At 62.0% G+C, this 17,126-nt stretch carries 14 protein-coding genes and 6 tRNA genes; 18 read left to right on the forward strand and 2 right to left on the reverse strand.

What is annotated here, in order from left to right; translation table 11 throughout:
• Positions 1-105 precede the first annotated feature (105 nt).
• From gltX to ACK3BK_RS08155, 12 genes are all read left to right on the forward strand, one after another.
• Positions 106-1,587 carry a glutamate--tRNA ligase gene (gltX, locus tag ACK3BK_RS08100; protein WP_411384076.1) on the forward strand — a complete coding sequence of 494 codons (1,482 nt, stop codon included), beginning with the start codon at positions 106-108 and terminating at the stop codon, positions 1,585-1,587.
• 236 nt (positions 1,588-1,823) lie between these two features.
• Positions 1,824-1,899, forward strand: a tRNA-Ala gene (locus tag ACK3BK_RS08105).
• 71 nt (positions 1,900-1,970) lie between these two features.
• Positions 1,971-2,046, forward strand: a tRNA-Glu gene (locus tag ACK3BK_RS08110).
• Between the two features lie 53 nt (positions 2,047-2,099).
• Positions 2,100-2,175 (forward strand) — tRNA-Ala (locus ACK3BK_RS08115).
• Between the two features lie 42 nt (positions 2,176-2,217).
• A tRNA-Glu gene (locus tag ACK3BK_RS08120) sits at positions 2,218-2,293 on the forward strand.
• 67 nt (positions 2,294-2,360) lie between these two features.
• Positions 2,361-2,436, forward strand: a tRNA-Ala gene (locus tag ACK3BK_RS08125).
• Positions 2,437-2,478: 42 nt separating this feature from the next.
• Positions 2,479-2,554 (forward strand) — tRNA-Glu (locus ACK3BK_RS08130).
• Positions 2,555-2,720: 166 nt separating this feature from the next.
• A complete protein-coding gene (locus ACK3BK_RS08135) occupies positions 2,721-3,260 on the forward strand; it encodes a TetR/AcrR family transcriptional regulator (RefSeq protein WP_186666791.1) in 540 nt (179 codons plus the stop codon).
• A gap of 25 nt (positions 3,261-3,285) precedes the next feature.
• Entirely contained in the window at positions 3,286-4,119 is an 834-nt protein-coding gene (locus tag ACK3BK_RS08140) for an alpha/beta fold hydrolase (protein WP_411384077.1), read from the forward strand.
• A 43-nt stretch (positions 4,120-4,162) separates the two neighbouring features.
• Positions 4,163-4,597, forward strand: coding sequence for an acyl-CoA thioesterase (locus ACK3BK_RS08145; RefSeq protein WP_186666789.1), 435 nt, complete (start codon positions 4,163-4,165; stop codon positions 4,595-4,597).
• Positions 4,598-4,648: 51 nt separating this feature from the next.
• Complete coding sequence (locus ACK3BK_RS08150) at positions 4,649-5,629, forward strand: tRNA dihydrouridine synthase (protein ID WP_186666788.1); 981 nt, start codon at positions 4,649-4,651, stop codon at positions 5,627-5,629.
• A gap of 142 nt (positions 5,630-5,771) precedes the next feature.
• Positions 5,772-6,215 carry an Hsp20 family protein gene (locus ACK3BK_RS08155; RefSeq protein WP_186666787.1) on the forward strand — a complete coding sequence of 148 codons (444 nt, stop codon included), beginning with the start codon at positions 5,772-5,774 and terminating at the stop codon, positions 6,213-6,215.
• 81 nt (positions 6,216-6,296) lie between these two features.
• Here the strand turns inward: ACK3BK_RS08155 and ACK3BK_RS08160 are convergent, their stop codons facing one another.
• The gene (locus ACK3BK_RS08160; protein ID WP_186722452.1) at positions 6,297-9,593 is read right to left on the reverse strand and encodes a PAS domain S-box protein; all 3,297 of its coding nucleotides are present in this window, start codon (positions 9,591-9,593) and stop codon (positions 6,297-6,299) included.
• Between the two features lie 61 nt (positions 9,594-9,654).
• On the reverse strand, positions 9,655-10,533 hold the full coding sequence (locus tag ACK3BK_RS08165; RefSeq protein WP_186666785.1) for a LysR family transcriptional regulator: 879 nt from the start codon (positions 10,531-10,533) through the stop codon (positions 9,655-9,657).
• Between the two features lie 131 nt (positions 10,534-10,664).
• Here ACK3BK_RS08165 and leuC point away from each other — a divergent pair, with 131 nt between their 5' ends.
• The 6 genes from leuC (at position 10,665) to ACK3BK_RS08195 (ending at position 17,072) form a co-directional block, all read left to right on the forward strand.
• On the forward strand, positions 10,665-12,098 hold the full coding sequence (gene leuC / locus ACK3BK_RS08170; protein WP_125930420.1) for a 3-isopropylmalate dehydratase large subunit: 1,434 nt from the start codon (positions 10,665-10,667) through the stop codon (positions 12,096-12,098).
• On the forward strand, positions 12,095-12,739 hold the full coding sequence (leuD, locus tag ACK3BK_RS08175) for a 3-isopropylmalate dehydratase small subunit (protein WP_186666784.1): 645 nt from the start codon (positions 12,095-12,097) through the stop codon (positions 12,737-12,739). Before leuC ends, leuD begins: the two co-directional genes overlap by 4 nt.
• Positions 12,740-12,882: 143 nt before the next feature.
• On the forward strand, positions 12,883-13,647 hold the full coding sequence (locus tag ACK3BK_RS08180) for a class I SAM-dependent methyltransferase (protein ID WP_186666783.1): 765 nt from the start codon (positions 12,883-12,885) through the stop codon (positions 13,645-13,647).
• A gap of 52 nt (positions 13,648-13,699) precedes the next feature.
• On the forward strand, positions 13,700-14,782 hold the full coding sequence (leuB, locus tag ACK3BK_RS08185; RefSeq protein ID WP_186707937.1) for a 3-isopropylmalate dehydrogenase: 1,083 nt from the start codon (positions 13,700-13,702) through the stop codon (positions 14,780-14,782).
• Positions 14,783-14,846: 64 nt separating this feature from the next.
• Positions 14,847-15,959 (forward strand): aspartate-semialdehyde dehydrogenase, encoded by a 1,113-nt coding sequence (asd, locus tag ACK3BK_RS08190; RefSeq protein ID WP_411384078.1) that lies wholly within the window; start codon positions 14,847-14,849, stop codon positions 15,957-15,959.
• Positions 15,960-16,067: 108 nt separating this feature from the next.
• On the forward strand, positions 16,068-17,072 hold the full coding sequence (locus ACK3BK_RS08195; RefSeq protein WP_411384079.1) for an aspartate-semialdehyde dehydrogenase: 1,005 nt from the start codon (positions 16,068-16,070) through the stop codon (positions 17,070-17,072).
• Positions 17,073-17,126: the final 54 nt, after the last annotated feature.

The raw sequence follows: 17,126 nt of genomic DNA on the forward strand, positions 1-17,126 counted from the left end.
CTCGGCAATGCACCGCCACAAGTGACGATAGCGCCATTGCTGGAGCCCGATGCCCGCACCCTGCTAACATCTCGCCTTTGTTTCATCTTTCGTCCGAGACTGTCCATGACCACCGTTCGCACGCGTATCGCGCCATCGCCCACTGGCGACCCCCACGTCGGCACCGCCTACATCGCCCTGTTCAACTACTGCTTTGCCAAGCAGCACGGCGGCGAGTTCATCCTGCGTATCGAAGACACCGATCAGTTGCGTTCGACCCGCGAGTCGGAACAGCAGATCTTCGACGCCCTGCGCTGGCTCGGGATCGAATGGAACGAAGGTCCGGACGTTGGCGGCCCGCATGGCCCCTACCGGCAGAGCGAGCGCGGTGAGATCTACGCCAAGTACGCCAAGCAACTGGTCGACGCCGGCCATGCGTTCTATTGCTTCTGCACCGCCGAAGAGCTGGATCAGATGCGTGCCGAACAGATGGCTCGCGGCGAAACACCGCGCTATGACGGCCGCGCATTGAAGATGAGCGCCGAGGAAGTGCAGCGTCGACTGGCCGCTGGCGAGCCTCACGTGATTCGCATGAAAGTGCCGAGCGAGGGCATCTGCGTGGTGCCTGACATGCTGCGTGGCGATGTCGAAATTCCGTGGGACCGCATGGACATGCAGGTGCTGATGAAGAACGACGGCCTGCCGACGTACTTCCTGGCCAACGTGGTCGACGACCACCTGATGGGCATCACCCACGTCCTGCGAGGCGAGGAATGGCTGCCGTCGGCGCCGAAGCTGATCAAGCTCTACGAGTATTTTGGCTGGGAGCAGCCCAAGCTGTGCTATATGCCGCTGCTGCGTAACCCGGACAAATCCAAGCTGTCCAAGCGCAAGAACCCGACTTCGGTCACGTTCTACGAGCGTATGGGCTTCATGCCTGAGGCCATGCTCAACTACCTGGGGCGCATGGGCTGGTCGATGCCGGACGAGCGTGAAAAGTTCTCCCTGGCAGAAATGGTCGAGCATTTCGACCTGTCGCGCATTTCCCTTGGGGGGCCGATTTTCGACATCGAGAAGCTGTCCTGGCTCAATGGCCAGTGGCTGCGCGACCTGCCGGTCGAGGAGTTTGCTGCGCGCGTGCAGAAGTGGGCGTTCAACAGCGACTACATGATGAAGATCGCACCGCATGTACAGGGGCGTGTCGAAACCTTCAGCCAGATCGCGCCACTGGGCGGGTTCTTCTTCGAGGGCGCCCTCAAGCTCGATGCCAAGCTGTTCGAGCACAAGAAACTGTCGCCCGATCAGGTGCGTCAGGTCATGCAACTGATTCTGTGGAAGCTCGAAAGCCTGCGGCAGTGGGAAAAGGAGCGTATTACCGGCTGCATCCAGGCGGTGGTCGAGTCCCTGGAGCTGAAGCTGCGTGACGCCATGCCGCTGATGTTCGCCGCGATTTCGGGGCAAGCCAGCTCGGTGTCGGTGCTCGATGCCATGGAGATTCTCGGCCCCGACCTGACCCGCTACCGTCTGCGCCAGGCACTGGAGCTGCTGGGCGGCGTGTCGAAGAAAGAGAACAAAGAGTGGGAAAAGCTGCTGGCAAACATTGCCTGATTGGCTTGTCACACAATGCCGTGGCAGCGGGCTTGTCCCGCTGCCACGGCACCCGGCATTCCCCAGGAGCAGGGCAGGGCGGTAAGTGATTGTTATCTGTGAAAAAAATTTTGAATATTTTCACGAATTCGTTTGACAGTGCTGCAATCCGATCTTAATATGCGCCCCGTCCACAGCGATGAACGAAAACGAAGCATCAGGCACCCAGCCGGTGATTCGGTTCAAAGCGACATTGTGGGGCTATAGCTCAGCTGGGAGAGCGCCTGCATGGCATGCAGGAGGTCAGCGGTTCGATCCCGCTTAGCTCCACCAAATTCCGCTTCATGATCAAGGTCGTGAAGAAAGACTGGTCCAGCAACCATGTCTTGAAGGTAAGAAGGTTCGTCCCCTTCGTCTAGTGGCCTAGGACACCGCCCTTTCACGGCGGTAACAGGGGTTCGAGTCCCCTAGGGGACGCCAGTATTGCACAAGCGATATTTCATGATGTCGCTGGGCCGAGAGGCTAGAAATCCGGGGCTATAGCTCAGCTGGGAGAGCGCCTGCATGGCATGCAGGAGGTCAGCGGTTCGATCCCGCTTAGCTCCACCAATTTTGCCGCGGTTCGTGAAAGCGGATCGGCACGAAGGTTACGTCCCCTTCGTCTAGTGGCCTAGGACACCGCCCTTTCACGGCGGTAACAGGGGTTCGAGTCCCCTAGGGGACGCCATTTCTTCCCGCGTTTTGCGGGGTTGAAAGGCTCATTCGACTGTTGAGTGAGCTTTTTGTTTTGTTTCGGGGCTATAGCTCAGCTGGGAGAGCGCCTGCATGGCATGCAGGAGGTCAGCGGTTCGATCCCGCTTAGCTCCACCAATCTGCCACGATTCGTGAAAATGAATCGGTGCGAAGGTTTACGTCCCCTTCGTCTAGTGGCCTAGGACACCGCCCTTTCACGGCGGTAACAGGGGTTCGAGTCCCCTAGGGGACGCCACTTTTACCCGTGTTTTACGGGACTTCAAAGGCTCATTCGATTATTGAATGGGCCTTTTGTTTTTCTACCTCCTTCATCTTCCAAGTGCCCGATCAGCGGTACGCAATTTCGCTTGCCAGAAAATATTACATGCGTAATATTTCGATCATCATATTTGGGGGTGCCCATGAACGATAAAAAGACCAGGACCCGCGAGCGTATTCTCGATGCTGCCTGTAGCGCCCTGATCCAGCAGGGGCCAGCCGACCCCAGCGTAGGCCAGGTAATGGCTGCGGCAGGCCTCACTGTCGGAGGTTTCTACGCCCATTTCGACAGCAAGGATGAGTTGATGCTGGCGGCATTCGACCAGTTGCTCGGTGAGCGACGGGCCTTGCTCTCGCAAGTCGACCCCAGCCTGTCTGGCGCCGAGCGTCGTGCGCTGGCAGCGGCTTTCTATCTGTCGCGCAAGCACCGTGATGCCCATGAGCACGCCTGTCCCTTGCCTAATTCGCTGGGTGAGATGCAGCGTTTGCCCGAAGCCTTTCGCGAGAAGCTGGCTGAACACCTCGAGCTGATGACGGCGCAGATGGTCGATCGTCCCGAGGATATCGACAAGGCATTCGCCGACCTCGCCCTGATGGTTGGCGGCCTGGCCCTGGCCCGAGCCTTGGGCGCTTCCGAGCTTTCCGACCGTATTCTGCGCGCCGCCAAGTCGGCGGTTATCTGAGCAACCTCAACTCTGGAGCAAGGCGATGACTACCCTGAGCTGGATTCGCAGCATCAACGGCACCCTTGGCCATCTGGCCCCCGAGCATGTCGCCGGGCGCATGCGTCGCGCCTTCATGACGCCGCGTAACCTGCCTGCGCGGCAATGGGAACTGCCGTTATTGGCATCTGCCGAGCGGATCACCCTGCGCTTCGGTCTTTCGGCGTTGCGCTGGGGCAAGGGGCCGACGGTGCTCCTGATGCACGGCTGGGAGGGGCGGCCCACTCAGTTCGCCGCGCTGATCGAAGCCCTGGTGCAGGCAGGGCATACGGTCGTGTCCCTCGAGGGGCCGGCCCATGGCCGTTCGCCGGGGCAGCAGGCGCATGTGGTGCTGTTCGCCCGGGCACTGCTTGAGGCCGCGGCGGAGCTGCCGCCTTTACGGGCGGTGATCGGTCATTCGATGGGTGGCGCCAGCGTCATGTTGGCGTTGCAGTGGGGGTTGCGTGCCGAGTCGGCGGTGAGCATTGCTGCACCTGCCCAATTGCTCGGGGTGTTGCGCGGTTTCGCCCGGCGCCTGGGGATGCCTGGGCGGGCGCGTGCAGCCTTCATTCGCCAGGTCGAGCGCGACGTAGGCGTGCAGATCGATCGGCTGGATGTCAGTGGCTACCAGCTCGAGTTGCCTGGGCTGGTCGTTCATGCGGCTGACGATGCGCTGGTTGCGGCCAGTGAGGCTCAGGTCATTCACAAGGCCTGGTTCGACAGTCGCCTGTTGCTGCTGGAGGAGGGTGGGCATCAACGGGTGCTGGCTGATCCGCGTCTGACCCAGGCTGTGCTCGAGTTGCTGGCACGTACGACCCAACCGGCACGGCAAAGCGCCTGAGCATCCGTTACACTCTGCCCGTTCACTGACTACAGGAGCGGGCATGAGCTGGGATCTGGCAGCGCCATTCATCATCGACCTTCGCGTCGGCACCGAGGATATCGACGGCCTCGGTCACGCCAACAACGCGGTCTACGTCACCTGGCTGGAGCGCTGCGCCTGGCGTCATTCACAACGCCTGGGGCTGGACCTTGCCGAGTATCGTCGTCTGGATCGGGCAATGGCCGTGGTCCGCCATGAGATCGATTACCTGGCAGCGGCGTACGAAGACGACGAGCTGCAATTGGCCACCTGGATCATCGACTGGGATCAGCGCCTGCGCATGACCCGTCGTTTCCAGCTCAAGCGCCCGAGTGACGGGGTCACCCTGTTGCGCGCGCAAACCACCTTTGCCTGTATCGAGCTGTCCAGCGGCAAGCCCAGACGCATGCCGGCCGAGTTCCTCGAAGGCTATGGTCCGGCGCTGATCGGCGCCTGATCGACGGGCATTTTTTGCTAGACTGCCGCCTTTTCTCGTCGAGACCCTGAAATGCAAATTGCCCTGGCCCCCATGGAGGGGCTGGTCGACAACATCCTGCGCGACGTGCTGACCCGCGTCGGTGGTATCGACTGGTGTGTCACCGAGTTCATCCGTGTCTGTGATCGCTTGCTGCCACCTTCGTCGTTCGACAAGTTGGCACCCGAGTTGCGCAACGGTGCGCGCACGGCTGCCGGCACGCCGATGCGTGTGCAGTTGCTGGGCTCCGATCCGCTGTGCCTGGCGGACAACGCTGCCCTGGCCTGTGAACTCGGGGCACCGGTAATCGACCTTAACTTCGGCTGCCCGGCCAAGACCGTGAACAAGTCTCGCGGGGGCGCTGTGCTGCTCAAGGAGCCCGAGCTGCTGCATGCCATCGTTCGTGAGGTTCGACGGGCGGTGCCGGCGCAGATCCCGGTGACGGCGAAGATGCGTCTGGGCTTCGACAGTCCGGATGGTGCGCTGGAGTGTGGCATCGCGCTGGCCGAGGGTGGGTCGCAGCACCTGGTGGTGCATGCGCGAACCAAGGTAGAGGGTTACAAGCCGCCGGCTCACTGGGAGTGGGTGGCGCGGGTGCAGGACGTGGTCAAGGTGCCGGTCTTTGCCAATGGCGAGATCTGGACCGTCGATGATTGGCGACGCTGCCGCGAAGTCAGCGGCGCCGAAAACATCATGCTCGGGCGCGGGCTGGTGTCGCGGCCGGATCTGGGCTTGCAGATCGCCGCTGCGCGCGAGGGGCGGGACTACCAGCCGATGGTATGGAGCGATCTGTTACCGCTGCTGCGCGAGTTCTGGCGCCAGGCGCAGGCCAAATTGTCGCCACGCTATGCGCCCGGGCGGATGAAGCAGTGGTTGGCGATGTTGACCCGCAGCTACCCGGAGGCTGTACTGTTGTTCGCCGAGTTGCGGCGCGAGGATGACTGCGCGCGCATCAGCCGGCTGTTGGGTGTCGAGCCAGTGAAAACGGCCTCTTTCACCGAGTGCGTCGCCTGATGGGCAGCTGCATCGTGCGGGGTGGGCAGATTTTTTCATGAGAGCCCTTGAAAGTCCGTTGCCTGACCTTATCTCTTGAGTACGCGATGCCGAAGTCGGGTCGCGTAGTGACTTACTTGCTGAATCTCAGGAGTTTATGACCATGACTACCGCTTTCTCCCTCGCACCACTGTTCCGCCATTCCGTAGGTTTCGATCGTTTCAATGACCTGTTCGAATCCGCGGCACGTAATGAGGCCGGTAGCAGCTACCCGCCCTACAACGTCGAAAAGCATGGCGATGACCACTATCGCATCGTGGTTGCTGCAGCCGGCTTCCAGGAGCAGGATCTCGACCTTCAGGTCGAAAAAGGCGTCCTGACCGTTACCGGTGGCAAGCGCGAAAATGGCGCTGCCGAAGTCACCTATCTGCATCAGGGTATCGCCCAGCGTGCTTTCAAGCTGTCGTTCCGCCTGGCGGATCACATCGAAGTAAAAGCCGCCGGTCTGGCTAACGGCCTGCTCAGCATCGACCTGCTGCGCGTCGTGCCGGAAGAAGCCAAGGCCAAGCGTATTCCGATCAATGGTGAAAAGGCTGCACTGAATTGAATGCAGTGAAGTGAATGGAAGGGCACCCTAGGGTGCCCTTTCGCATTTCTGTGACACCGCCCTCCTGTGGGGCGTGCGCTATCAATAGTCTGCAGGGGTTTCCTGCAAGATCTGGCGAAACTCCGGCAAGGGTAGCGGCCGGCTGTGCAGGTAGCCCTGGTACAGGTAGCAGCCCTGGCGCTCGAGAAACTCCAGTTGCTCTGTCAGTTCGACACCTTCTGCGATCACCGCAAGTTCCAGGCTGCGCGCCATGGCCACGATGGCGCGAACGATCTCGGCATCATTGGGGTCGTTGGGCGCGTCACGCACGAAGGTCTGGTCGATCTTCAGCGCATCCACCGGCAGGCGCTTGAGGTAGGTCAGCGACGAATAGCCCGTGCCGAAATCATCCATGGCGAAGCTCACCCCGTAGCGTTTGAGTTCGCGCATCTTGTTGATGGTGTCTTCCAGGTTCTGGATGACGATGCCCTCGGTGATCTCCAGTTTGAGCATGCGCCTGGGCAGGCGATAGTCGTCGAGGCTGCGCAGTACCCGCTCGACGAAATCATTCTGGCGGAATTGCCTGGGGCTGATATTCACGCAGAGGCTGAAATCGTCGGCACTGATCAGCCCATCCTCGAGCATGCGCGCGCAGGCGTCGCAGGCTTCGTCGAGGATCCAGCTGCCCACCTCGAGTATCAGGCCGCTTTCCTCGAGTACCTGGATGAACTGTGAGGGCGCTTGCTGGCCAAGTTGCGGATGGTGCCAGCGCAAGAGCACTTCGGCGCCGACGATGCGGTTGTCGCGGGCGTCCACCTGGGGCTGGAAGTGCAGGGCCAGTTCGCCACGCGCCAGTGCCAGGCGCAGGTCGTTTTCCATGCGCAGGCGCTCGCTGGCCGCTTTCTGCATGGTGGTGTGGAACAGCTGGGTGGTATTGCGCCCGGAATCCTTGGCCCGGTAAAGGGCGATGTCTGCACGCTTGAGCAAGTCGGCCGGGGTGGCGCCATGGTCGGGAATCAGTGCCACGCCGATGCTGGGCGTCACCTGCAGGCGCTGGCCATCCAGCGACATGGGTTCGGCCAGCAGCTCGCGCAGGGTGTCGGCCAACTCGCGAACCTTGCCCTCGACGTGCTCGCGACTTCCCTCGAGACCGCTGAGTAGGACCACGAATTCGTCGCCGCCCAGGCGTGCCACGGTGTCTTCCAGGCGTACGCTGGCTTCGAGGCGGGCAGTGATGATCTTCAATACCGTGTCGCCGACGGGGTGGCCCAGGGAGTCGTTGATGTGCTTGAAGTGGTCCAGGTCGAGGAACAGCAGGGCGCCGCGCAAGTTGTGACGCTTGAGCAGGGCGATCTGCTGGCTGAGCCGGTCCATCAGCAGGGCACGGTTGGGCAGGTTGGTCAGCGGATCGTGGTAGGCCAGGTGACGGATCTGCGCCTGTGCGTTCTTCAACTGGCTGACATCGCGGGCGGTCAGCAGCAGGCAGTCGGTTTCATTGAGGCTGATCGGCTCGACGGACACCTCGACGGTCAGGATGTCTCCGCGCTTGTTGCGCCCGAGCATTTCCCGGTGGTGTACCCGGCCACGCTCCCCGAGTTCGGCAAGCAAGGCCGCTCGTTGCTTGTCGTCGGCCCAGATGCCCAGTTCGAAAACGGTGCGGCCCACCACCTCGCTGCTGCTGTATCCGGTCAGGCGGCAGAAGCCGTCGTTGACCTCGACATAGCGGCCACTGTGCCGTTCGGTGATGGTGATGGCGTCGGGGCTCGAGTGGAAGGCTTTGGCGAACTTCTCCTCGCTGGCCTTGAGTGCCGCTTCGGCGCGCTGTTGCTGGGTGATGTCACGTAGCGTGGTGACGCTGCAGGGTTGGCTGTCTACCGTGATCAGACGGCTGGAGATCACGCAGGTGAGCGGTGAGCCATTGCGGTGGTTGACCACGACCGCGACATTGCTCAAGGCCTGCTCGCGGATTACCCGTTCGATACGCTGGGCGCGCTCCGACGACTCGGCCCACAGGCCGATCTGCTCGGCGCTGCGCCCGATGACCTGTTCGGCCTCCCAGCCGAAGGTCTGGGTGAAGGCTGGATTGATCTCGATGAACTGGCCCGTATCCTGGTGAGTGACGCAGATCGGGTCGGGGCTGACCTGGAACAGGCTGGCGAACTTCTCTTCCGAGGCGCTCAGGCGTTGCTCGCGCTCGACCTGGTCGGTGATGTCCAGCAAGGTGCCGGCCATGCGCAGTGGGTTGCCATCTTCGTCGCGATAAAGCCGCGCACGGCTTTCGATATAGCGCGATGCGCCGTTCTCCAGCTGGACGCGATAGGTGATCTGGTAGTTGCCGGCCGGCCCTTCGCGCAGGCTACGGTAGGCTTGACGCATGACGCTGCGTTCTTCCTCGGGCACGCCTTCGAAGAAGGCGTCGAAGGACTCATGGAAGGGCACCGGGTCAAGGCCGTGCAGTTGCGCGGCGCGCGCGGAGCCATAGAGCATGCCGCTGGGAATGTGCCAGTCCCAGGTACCCAACTGCGCCGAGTCCAGGGCCAGGTCCAGGCGCTCCTGGCTGTCCTTGAGTGCCTGTTCGGCCCGCTTGCGCTCGGTGGTGTCGACAAAGGTGCTGATCAGGTAGGTGATGCCTTCGAGCTCGATACCCTGGGTGCAGAGGATGCCATCGTGGATGTTGCCGCTGGTGGCGCGGAACTGGACTTCCATGATCACCGGGCTACCACTGCTGCGGGTGGCCTCCAGTACCTGCTGTCGCTGCTCGGGGTGAACCCAGAGGCCGAGTTCCACGCTGGTCTTGCCGACGACCTGGGCGCCGGGCCAGCCGAACATGTCCTCGAAGTGCTGGTTGACCTCGAAGATCATGCCATCGTTGCGGCGGGTCAGCAGGATGGCATTGGGGCTGAGGTGGAAGAGGGTGGCAAAACGCTTTTCCGAGTTGATCAATGCGGTTTCGCGATCACGCTGGCGAGTGATCTCGCGGATCACCCCGATCATCTGCGGACGGCCATGGCGATCATGGGTGAGGCTGCCATTGATTTCCAGCCAGTGCAGGCTGCCGTCCGGCCAGCGGATGCGATGACGCATGGCCTGCTCCACGGGCTCGCCATTGACCACGGCGTGGAACAACTGGCGGGTGCGGGTGCGATCTTCCTCCGGCAACAGGTCCAGGTAGTCGATGTCCGCGGGTAGCGGGCGCAAAGGGTCGAAACCGAACAACGCCTGCGTGCCTCGCGACCAACTCACCCGGCCGGTTTCGATATCCCACAGCCAGGCGCCCAGGCGTGCGCCATTCAGCGCCGCCAGCAATTGCGGAGCATTCTGCCAAGCCTGCTCGGACTCCTGGGGGTCGACCGCAGGAATGCGCGGCAGGCGCGGAAAGCGGTTTGCTGATTTGGGCATCGGTACCAGACCTTTGGCGGATGAAGCGTCCTTGTAAGTGAAATGCCTGGCTGATGGACGGTCAGGCGGACCCTGAGTGGCTGTCGAGCAATGCCATGAACGCCTTTGCCGCATTCGATAGCGTTCGTTCCGTATGCAAAATGTAGCCTAGCTGGCGCGACAGCTGTATGCCGGGCAAGGCGATGGGTGCAACCTGTTCATCGAGCATAGTACGTGGCAGCACGCTCCACGCGAGGCCGATGGAAACCATCATCTTGATGGTCTCCAGGTAGTTGGTGCTCATGGCGATGTTCGGCGTCAGGCCCTGACTCTCGAACAAGCGCTGCACAATGTGATGGGTAAAGGTGTTGCCGCCGGGGAACACGGCGGGGTGGCGGGCGATATCGGCCAAGCTGACATCTCCATCAAGGGCCAGGGCGTGCTCCGGGGCCGCTACGAAATCCAGGGCGTCATCCCATACTGGAACGGCCCGGACCAGGTGATGGGGCTCGGGGGCCAGGGTGATCACTGCGATTTCCGCCCGGCCATGGAGAACTTCGTCGTAGGCCGTTTCTGAATCTAGGAACTGAATATCCAGTGCCACGGAAGGGTACTGTCGGGTGAAAGCCCTCAGCAGCGGGGGCAGGCGGTGCAGGCCGATATGATGGCTGGTGGCCAGGGTCAGGCGCCCGGTAACTTCTCCTGTCAAATTGGTCAGGGCGCGGCGCGTATCATCCAGTACATTGAGGATCTGATAGGCGCGAGGCAGCAGAGCTCGGCCGGCTTCGGTCAAGGTGACCTCACGGCCCAGGCGATCGAACAGGCGTACATCCAGTTGCTGCTCCAGGCCGGCGATGCGTTTGCTGACGGCAGGCTGGGTCAGGTGGAGGCGCTCACCGGCGCCGGAAAAACTTCCGGTTTCGGCGATGGCGATGAAGGCGCTGAGGTTGGCGAGATCCATGCGCTCGAATTCCTATTGGTTATCCAAAGTATAAAAATTATGAATTTGAGTTATTCAATCTAACCCCATAGCATCGTCCGTACAAGCCAAGGGGTTATTGGCATAGAAAGACGCTGATGAGGAACAGTCTGATGGCTGGCAAAACGCTCTACGACAAACTCTGGGATGCGCACGAAGTCAAACGGCGCGACGATGGCTCGTCCTTGATCTATATCGATCGTCACATCATCCATGAAGTGACTTCGCCGCAAGCTTTCGAAGGCCTGCGCCTGGCCAATCGCAAGCCATGGCGCATCGACGCCAACATCGCCACGCCCGACCACAACGTGCCGACCACGCCAGAGCGCAAGGGCGGTATCGAGGCCATCGTCGACCAAGTGTCGCGCCTGCAGGTGCAGACCCTGGACGAGAACTGTGACGAATACGGCATCGTCGAATTCAAGATGAACGACGAGCGCCAGGGCATCGTCCACGTCATCAGCCCGGAGCAGGGCGCCACCTTGCCGGGCATGACCGTAGTCTGCGGTGACTCGCACACCTCGACCCACGGCGCCTTCGGGGCCTTGGCCCATGGCATCGGCACCTCCGAGGTCGAGCACGTGCTCGCCACCCAGTGCCTGGTTGCCAAGAAGATGAAGAACATGCTGGTACGCGTCGAAGGCCAGTTGCCGGTCGGCGTCACCGCGAAGGATATCGTGCTTGCCGTCATCGGCAAGATCGGTACTGCCGGTGGCAATGGCCACGCCATGGAGTTCGCCGGCAGCGCCATCCGCGAGCTGTCGATGGAAGGTCGCATGACCATCTGCAACATGTCCATCGAAGCCGGGGCCCGTGTCGGGCTGGTGGCTACCGATGCGACCACCGTTGCCTATGTCGAAGGCCGTCCGTATGCGCCCAAGGGCGAGGACTGGAAACGTGCCGTCGAAGCCTGGAAAGACCTGGTCTCCGACGATGATGCCGTGTTCGACACCGTGGTCGAACTCGACGCTGCACAGATCAAGCCGCAGGTCAGCTGGGGCACTTCCCCGGAAATGGTGCTCGCCGTCGACCAGCGCGTGCCGGATCCGGCCGCCGAGGCCGATCTGATCAAGCGTGGTTCGATCGAGCGCGCGCTCAAGTACATGGGCCTCACTGCCAACCAGGCGATCACTGATATCCAGCTGGACCGCGTGTTCATCGGCTCCTGCACCAACTCGCGGATCGAAGACCTGCGCGCTGCGGCGGACATCGCCAAGGGCCGCAAGGTTGCCGCTACCGTCAAGCAGGCCATCGTCGTGCCGGGCTCGGGTCTGGTCAAGGCCCAGGCCGAGCGTGAGGGCTTGGACAAGATCTTCCTCGAGGCGGGCTTCGAGTGGCGTGAACCAGGTTGCTCCATGTGCCTGGCGATGAACCCGGACCGCCTGGAAAGCGGCGAGCATTGCGCCTCGACGTCCAATCGCAACTTCGAAGGCCGTCAGGGTGCCGGTGGTCGTACCCACCTGGTCAGCCCGGCCATGGCCGCCGCCGCTGCGGTAACTGGCCATTTCATCGATGTCCGCGAGTTGATCCAAGGGAGCGCAGCATGAAAGCCTTTACCCAGCACACCGGCCTCGTCGCGCCGTTGGATCGTGCCAACGTCGACACCGACCAGATCATCCCCAAGCAGTTTCTCAAGTCGATCAAGCGTACCGGCTTCGGCCCCAACCTGTTCGACGAGTGGCGCTACCTGGACGTGGGCCAGCCCTACCAGGACAACAGCAAGCGCCCGGTGAACAAGGAGTTCGTGCTCAACCACGAACGCTACCAGGGTGCCAGCGTGTTGCTGGCGCGGGAGAACTTCGGTTGCGGCTCCAGCCGCGAGCACGCACCTTGGGCGCTGGACGAGTACGGTTTCCGCAGCATCATTGCGCCGAGCTTTGCCGACATCTTCTTCAACAACAGCTTCAAGAACGGCCTGCTGCCGATCATCCTCAGCGATGAGGAAGTGGATGAGTTGTTCAAGCAGGTCGAAGCCAACCCGGGCTACCAGCTGACCATCGACTTGCAGGCGCAGGCTGTCACCCGTCCAGATGGCAAGGTGCTGCACTTCGAGATCGATGCGTTCCGCAAGCACTGCCTGCTCAACGGCCTGGACGACATCGGTCTGACCTTGCAGGACAGCGACGCGATCAAGGCCTTCGAAGGCAAGCACCGCGCCGCGCAGCCCTGGCTGTTCCGGGATGCCTGAAGCAGGTAGGTGACAGTACCGGCCTCTTCGCGGGCAAGCCCGCTCCTACAGATATCACAAGGCCTGAGGCAATGCTGTATTAGTGGGAGCGGGCTTGCCCGCGAAGAGGCCGGTACAGGCAATAAAACCAAAAGGATTCAATCATGACGGGTACCAGCCACACCGAAGTAGTCCAGCGCCAGTTCGGCGAGCAGGCCAGCGCCTACCTCAGCAGCACCGTGCATGCCCAGGGCAGCGAGTTCGCCCTGCTGCAGGCCGAGCTGCAAGGGCAGGGCGCTGCTCGCGTGCTGGACTTGGGCTGTGGCGCTGGTCATGTCAGTTTTCACGTGGCCCCACTGGTGGCCGAAGTGGTGGCATACGATCTTTCCCAGTCGATGCTTGACGTGGTTGCCAAGGCCGCCAGCGAGCGTGGGCTGGGCAATATCGTCACCGAGCGCGGCGCCGCCGAGCGTCTGCCGTTCGCCGACGCATCGTTCGACTTCGTCTTCAGCCGCTATTCGGCACATCACTGGAGCGACCTGGGCCTGGCCCTGCGTGAAGTGCGTCGGGTGCTCAAGCCCGGTGGCGTGGCGGCATTCGTCGATGTCATGTCGCCGGGCAGCCCGTTGCTCGATACCTACCTGCAAAGCGTCGAGGTGCTGCGCGACACCAGCCACGTGCGTGATTATTCTGCCGCCCAGTGGCAGCGCCAGGTCAGTGAGGCAGGGCTGTTCACGCGCAGCCATAGCCGTCAGCGCCTGCGTCTGGAGTTCGCATCCTGGGTGGAGCGCATGCGAACCCCAGAACCGATGCGTGTGGCCATTCGCCAGTTGCAGCAGGCGATGGGCGAGGAAGTGCGGCAGTATTACCAGATCGAAGCCGATGGCTCCTTCAGCACCGATGTCCTGGTGCTGTGGGCCGAGCGATAGAGTTTTCGGCGTGGCTGAACGGGCCGCGCTGTTTGAATGAATAGAGGAAAGCATGAGCAAGCAGATTCTGATTCTCCCAGGTGATGGCATCGGTCCGGAAATCATGGCCGAGGCGGTCAAGGTGCTGGAACTGGCCAACGACAAGTTCGGCCTGGGCTTCGCCCTGGAGCACGACGTGATCGGTGGTGCGGCCATCGACAAGCACGGCGTACCGCTGGCTGACGAAACCCTGGAACGCGCGCGCAAGGCCGATGCCGTGCTGCTCGGCGCCGTCGGCGGGCCTAAGTGGGACAAGATCGAGCGTGATATCCGTCCTGAGCGCGGTCTGCTGAAGATTCGTTCGCAACTGGGCCTGTTTGCCAACCTGCGTCCGGCGATCCTCTATCCGCAACTGGCTGACGCTTCGTCGCTCAAGCCCGAGATCGTCTCCGGGCTGGACATCCTCATCGTCCGCGAACTGACCGGTGGCATCTACTTCGGTGCTCCGCGCGGCCAGCGCGAACTCGAAGGCGGCGAGCGCCAGGCCTATGACACCCTGCCCTACAGCGAGAGTGAAGTGCGCCGCATCGCCCGTGTGGGCTTCGACATGGCTCGCGTGCGCGGCAAGAAACTGTGCTCGGTGGACAAGGCCAACGTCCTGGCTTCCAGCCAGCTGTGGCGTGAAGTGGTCGAAGACGTGGCCAAGGACTATCCGGACGTCGAACTGAGCCACATGTATGTCGACAACGCCGCGATGCAGCTGGTGCGAGCACCCAAGCAGTTCGACGTGGTGGTGACCGACAACATGTTCGGTGACATTCTGTCGGATGAGGCTTCCATGCTGACCGGTTCCATCGGCATGCTGCCTTCTGCTTCGCTGGATGCCGACAACAAGGGCATGTACGAGCCATGCCACGGCTCGGCGCCTGACATCGCAGGCCAGGGCATCGCCAACCCGCTGGCGACCATCCTCTCGGTGTCGATGATGCTGCGTTACAGCTTCAACCAGCAGGCCGCTGCCGAGGCGATCGAGCAGGCTGTGAGCCGGGTGCTGGATCAGGGGCTGCGTACCGGCGACATCTGGTCGGCCGGTTGCACCAAGGTCGGTACGCAGGAAATGGGCGACGCAGTAGTCGCAGCGCTGCGGAATCTGTAATCTCTCTGGCCCGCCATCGTTTCCCTTCGATGGCGGCCCACTTTTTAGCAAAGGTGTAGTTGCGATGAAACGTGTAGGTCTGATCGGTTGGCGCGGTATGGTCGGTTCCGTGCTCATGCAGCGGATGCTGGAGGAGCAGGACTTCGACCTTATCGAGCCGGTGTTCTTCACCACCTCCAACGTGGGTGGCCAAGGCCCGAACGTGGGCAAGGATATTGCTCCGCTCAAGGACGCTTATTCGATCGAAGAGCTCAAGACCCTCGACGTGATCCTGACTTGCCAGGGCGGCGACTACACCAACGAGGTCTTCCCCAAGCTGCGCGAAGCCGGCTGGCAGGGGTACTGGATCGACGCCGCCTCGTCCCTGCGCATGCAGGATGATGCGGTCATCATCCTCGACCCGGTCAACCGCAGGGTCATCGACCAGCAGCTGGACGCTGGCACCAAGAACTACATCGGCGGCAACTGCACCGTCAGCCTGATGCTGATGGGCCTGGGCGGGCTGTTCGAAGCCGGCCTGGTCGAGTGGATGAGCGCCATGACTTACCAGGCGGCCTCCGGTGCTGGTGCGCAGAACATGCGCGAGCTGATCAAGCAGATGGGGGCGACCCATGCCGCGGTGGCCGACGATCTGGCCAACCCGGCCACCGCGATCCTCGACATCGATCGCAAGGTTGCCGAAGCCATGCGCAGCGAAGCCTACCCGACCGAGAACTTCGGCGTGCCGCTGGCCGGCAGCCTGATCCCGTGGATCGACAAGGAACTGCCAAACGGGCAGAGCCGTGAGGAGTGGAAGGCGCAGGCCGAGACCAACAAGATCCTCGGCCGCTTCAAGAGCCCGATTCCGGTCGATGGCATCTGCGTACGTATCGGCGCCATGCGCTGCCACAGCCAGGCCCTGACCATCAAGCTCAACAAGGACGTGCCGATCGCCGATATCGAAGGCATGATCAGCCAGCACAACCCCTGGGTGAAGCTGGTGCCGAACCAGCGCGAGATCAGCATGCAGGAACTGAGTCCGACCAACGTGACCGGTACCCTGAACATTCCGGTCGGTCGTCTGCGCAAGCTGAACATGGGTTCCCAGTACCTGGGGGCTTTCACTGTCGGCGACCAACTGCTGTGGGGCGCTGCCGAGCCACTGCGTCGCATGTTGCGGATTCTGCTGGAGCGTTGATCGCCTCAAGCTGAGCGAAAACCCGTGCTGGAGACAGCGCGGGTTTTTTGTTTGTGCGGCAATCAAGTAAAGTGCCGCTCCCGCCGTACCCGCAGAAGGAGCCAAACCATGAGCCAACCCCTAGATATCGCCGTTGTCGGCGCCACCGGCAGCGTCGGTGAGACCCTCGTGCAGATTCTCGAGGAGCTGGAGTTCCCGGTCGCGACCCTGCACCTGCTGGCCAGCATGGAGTCGGCGGGCAGCAGTGTGATGTTCGCCGGCAAGAAGGTGCGAGTGCGTGAGGTGGACAGCTTCGACTTCGCCCAGGTCAAGCTGGCGTTCTTCGCAGCAGGTGCTGCAGTCAGCCGCAGTTTTGCGCAGAAGGCACGCGAGGCCGGCTGCTCGGTGATCGATCTGTCGGGCGGGCTGGATGACGCGCTGGCGCTGGTGCCGGAGGCCAATGGCGAGGTCGTGGACAGCCTTGCATTGCCAGCCTTGCTGGCCAGCCCAAGCAGCGCCGCTGTTGCTCTGGCTGTAGCGTTGGCACCGCTCAAGGGGTTGCTGGATATAGAGCGGGTCCAGGTGATGGCCTGCCTGGCCATCTCGTCCCAGGGGCGCGAGGCGGTGAACGAGCTGGCGCGGCAGACGGCCGAGCTGCTCAACGCCCGCCCGTTGGAGCCGCGTTTCTTCGATCGCCAGGTGGCGTTCAACCTGCTGGCGCAGGTGGGTGCCACCGATGAGCAGGGGCATGCAACGCTGGAGCGTCGCCTGGTCAGCGAACTGCGCGTGCTGCTGGGGCTGCCTGAACTGAAGATTTCCGTGAGTTGCGTTCAAGTCCCGGTGTTTTTCGGCGATAGCTTCAGTGTGGCGGTGCAGAGCCGTCAGCCGGTCGATCTGCAGTCGGTCAACCAGGCGCTGGATGCCGCTGTCAGCGTCGAGCGTGTGGAAAATGACGATTATCCGACCCCTGTCGGTGACGCAGTGGGCCAAGACGTGGTCTATGTTGGTCGTGTACGCCATGGCATCGATGAGGATCAGCAACTCAACTTGTGGCTGACCACCGACAACGTGCGCAAGGGTGCGGCGCTCAACGCCGTGCAATTGGCGCAATTGTTGATAAAAAAAATGGCGTAAAAGATACTGGCCAGCAATTTTGTCCTACACCACTGGCAGGTTTTTAGGACGATT

Origin of the sequence: Pseudomonas sp. L7 (assembly GCF_046605565.1) — a bacterium.
Classification (GTDB): domain Bacteria; phylum Pseudomonadota; class Gammaproteobacteria; order Pseudomonadales; family Pseudomonadaceae; genus Aquipseudomonas; species Aquipseudomonas wayambapalatensis.

Bases quoted from the DNA above. Each gene is read 5' to 3' on its own strand.
- ACK3BK_RS08155 (WP_186666787.1), top strand. From the start codon at position 5,772: ATGACTACCGCTTTCTCCCTCGCACCACTGTTCCGCCATTCCGTAGGT.
- leuB (WP_186707937.1), top strand. From the start codon at position 13,700: ATGAGCAAGCAGATTCTGATTCTCCCAGGTGATGGCATCGGTCCGGAA.
- leuC (WP_125930420.1), top strand. From the start codon at position 10,665: ATGGCTGGCAAAACGCTCTACGACAAACTCTGGGATGCGCACGAAGTC.
- leuD (WP_186666784.1), top strand. From the start codon at position 12,095: ATGAAAGCCTTTACCCAGCACACCGGCCTCGTCGCGCCGTTGGATCGT.
- ACK3BK_RS08140 (WP_411384077.1), top strand. From the start codon at position 3,286: ATGACTACCCTGAGCTGGATTCGCAGCATCAACGGCACCCTTGGCCAT.
- ACK3BK_RS08160 (WP_186722452.1), bottom strand. From the start codon at position 9,593: ATGCCCAAATCAGCAAACCGCTTTCCGCGCCTGCCGCGCATTCCTGCG.
- ACK3BK_RS08135 (WP_186666791.1), top strand. From the start codon at position 2,721: ATGAACGATAAAAAGACCAGGACCCGCGAGCGTATTCTCGATGCTGCC.
- ACK3BK_RS08180 (WP_186666783.1), top strand. From the start codon at position 12,883: ATGACGGGTACCAGCCACACCGAAGTAGTCCAGCGCCAGTTCGGCGAG.
- ACK3BK_RS08150 (WP_186666788.1), top strand. From the start codon at position 4,649: ATGCAAATTGCCCTGGCCCCCATGGAGGGGCTGGTCGACAACATCCTG.
- ACK3BK_RS08195 (WP_411384079.1), top strand. From the start codon at position 16,068: ATGAGCCAACCCCTAGATATCGCCGTTGTCGGCGCCACCGGCAGCGTC.
- asd (WP_411384078.1), top strand. From the start codon at position 14,847: ATGAAACGTGTAGGTCTGATCGGTTGGCGCGGTATGGTCGGTTCCGTG.
- ACK3BK_RS08145 (WP_186666789.1), top strand. From the start codon at position 4,163: ATGAGCTGGGATCTGGCAGCGCCATTCATCATCGACCTTCGCGTCGGC.
- ACK3BK_RS08165 (WP_186666785.1), bottom strand. From the start codon at position 10,533: ATGGATCTCGCCAACCTCAGCGCCTTCATCGCCATCGCCGAAACCGGA.
- gltX (WP_411384076.1), top strand. From the start codon at position 106: ATGACCACCGTTCGCACGCGTATCGCGCCATCGCCCACTGGCGACCCC.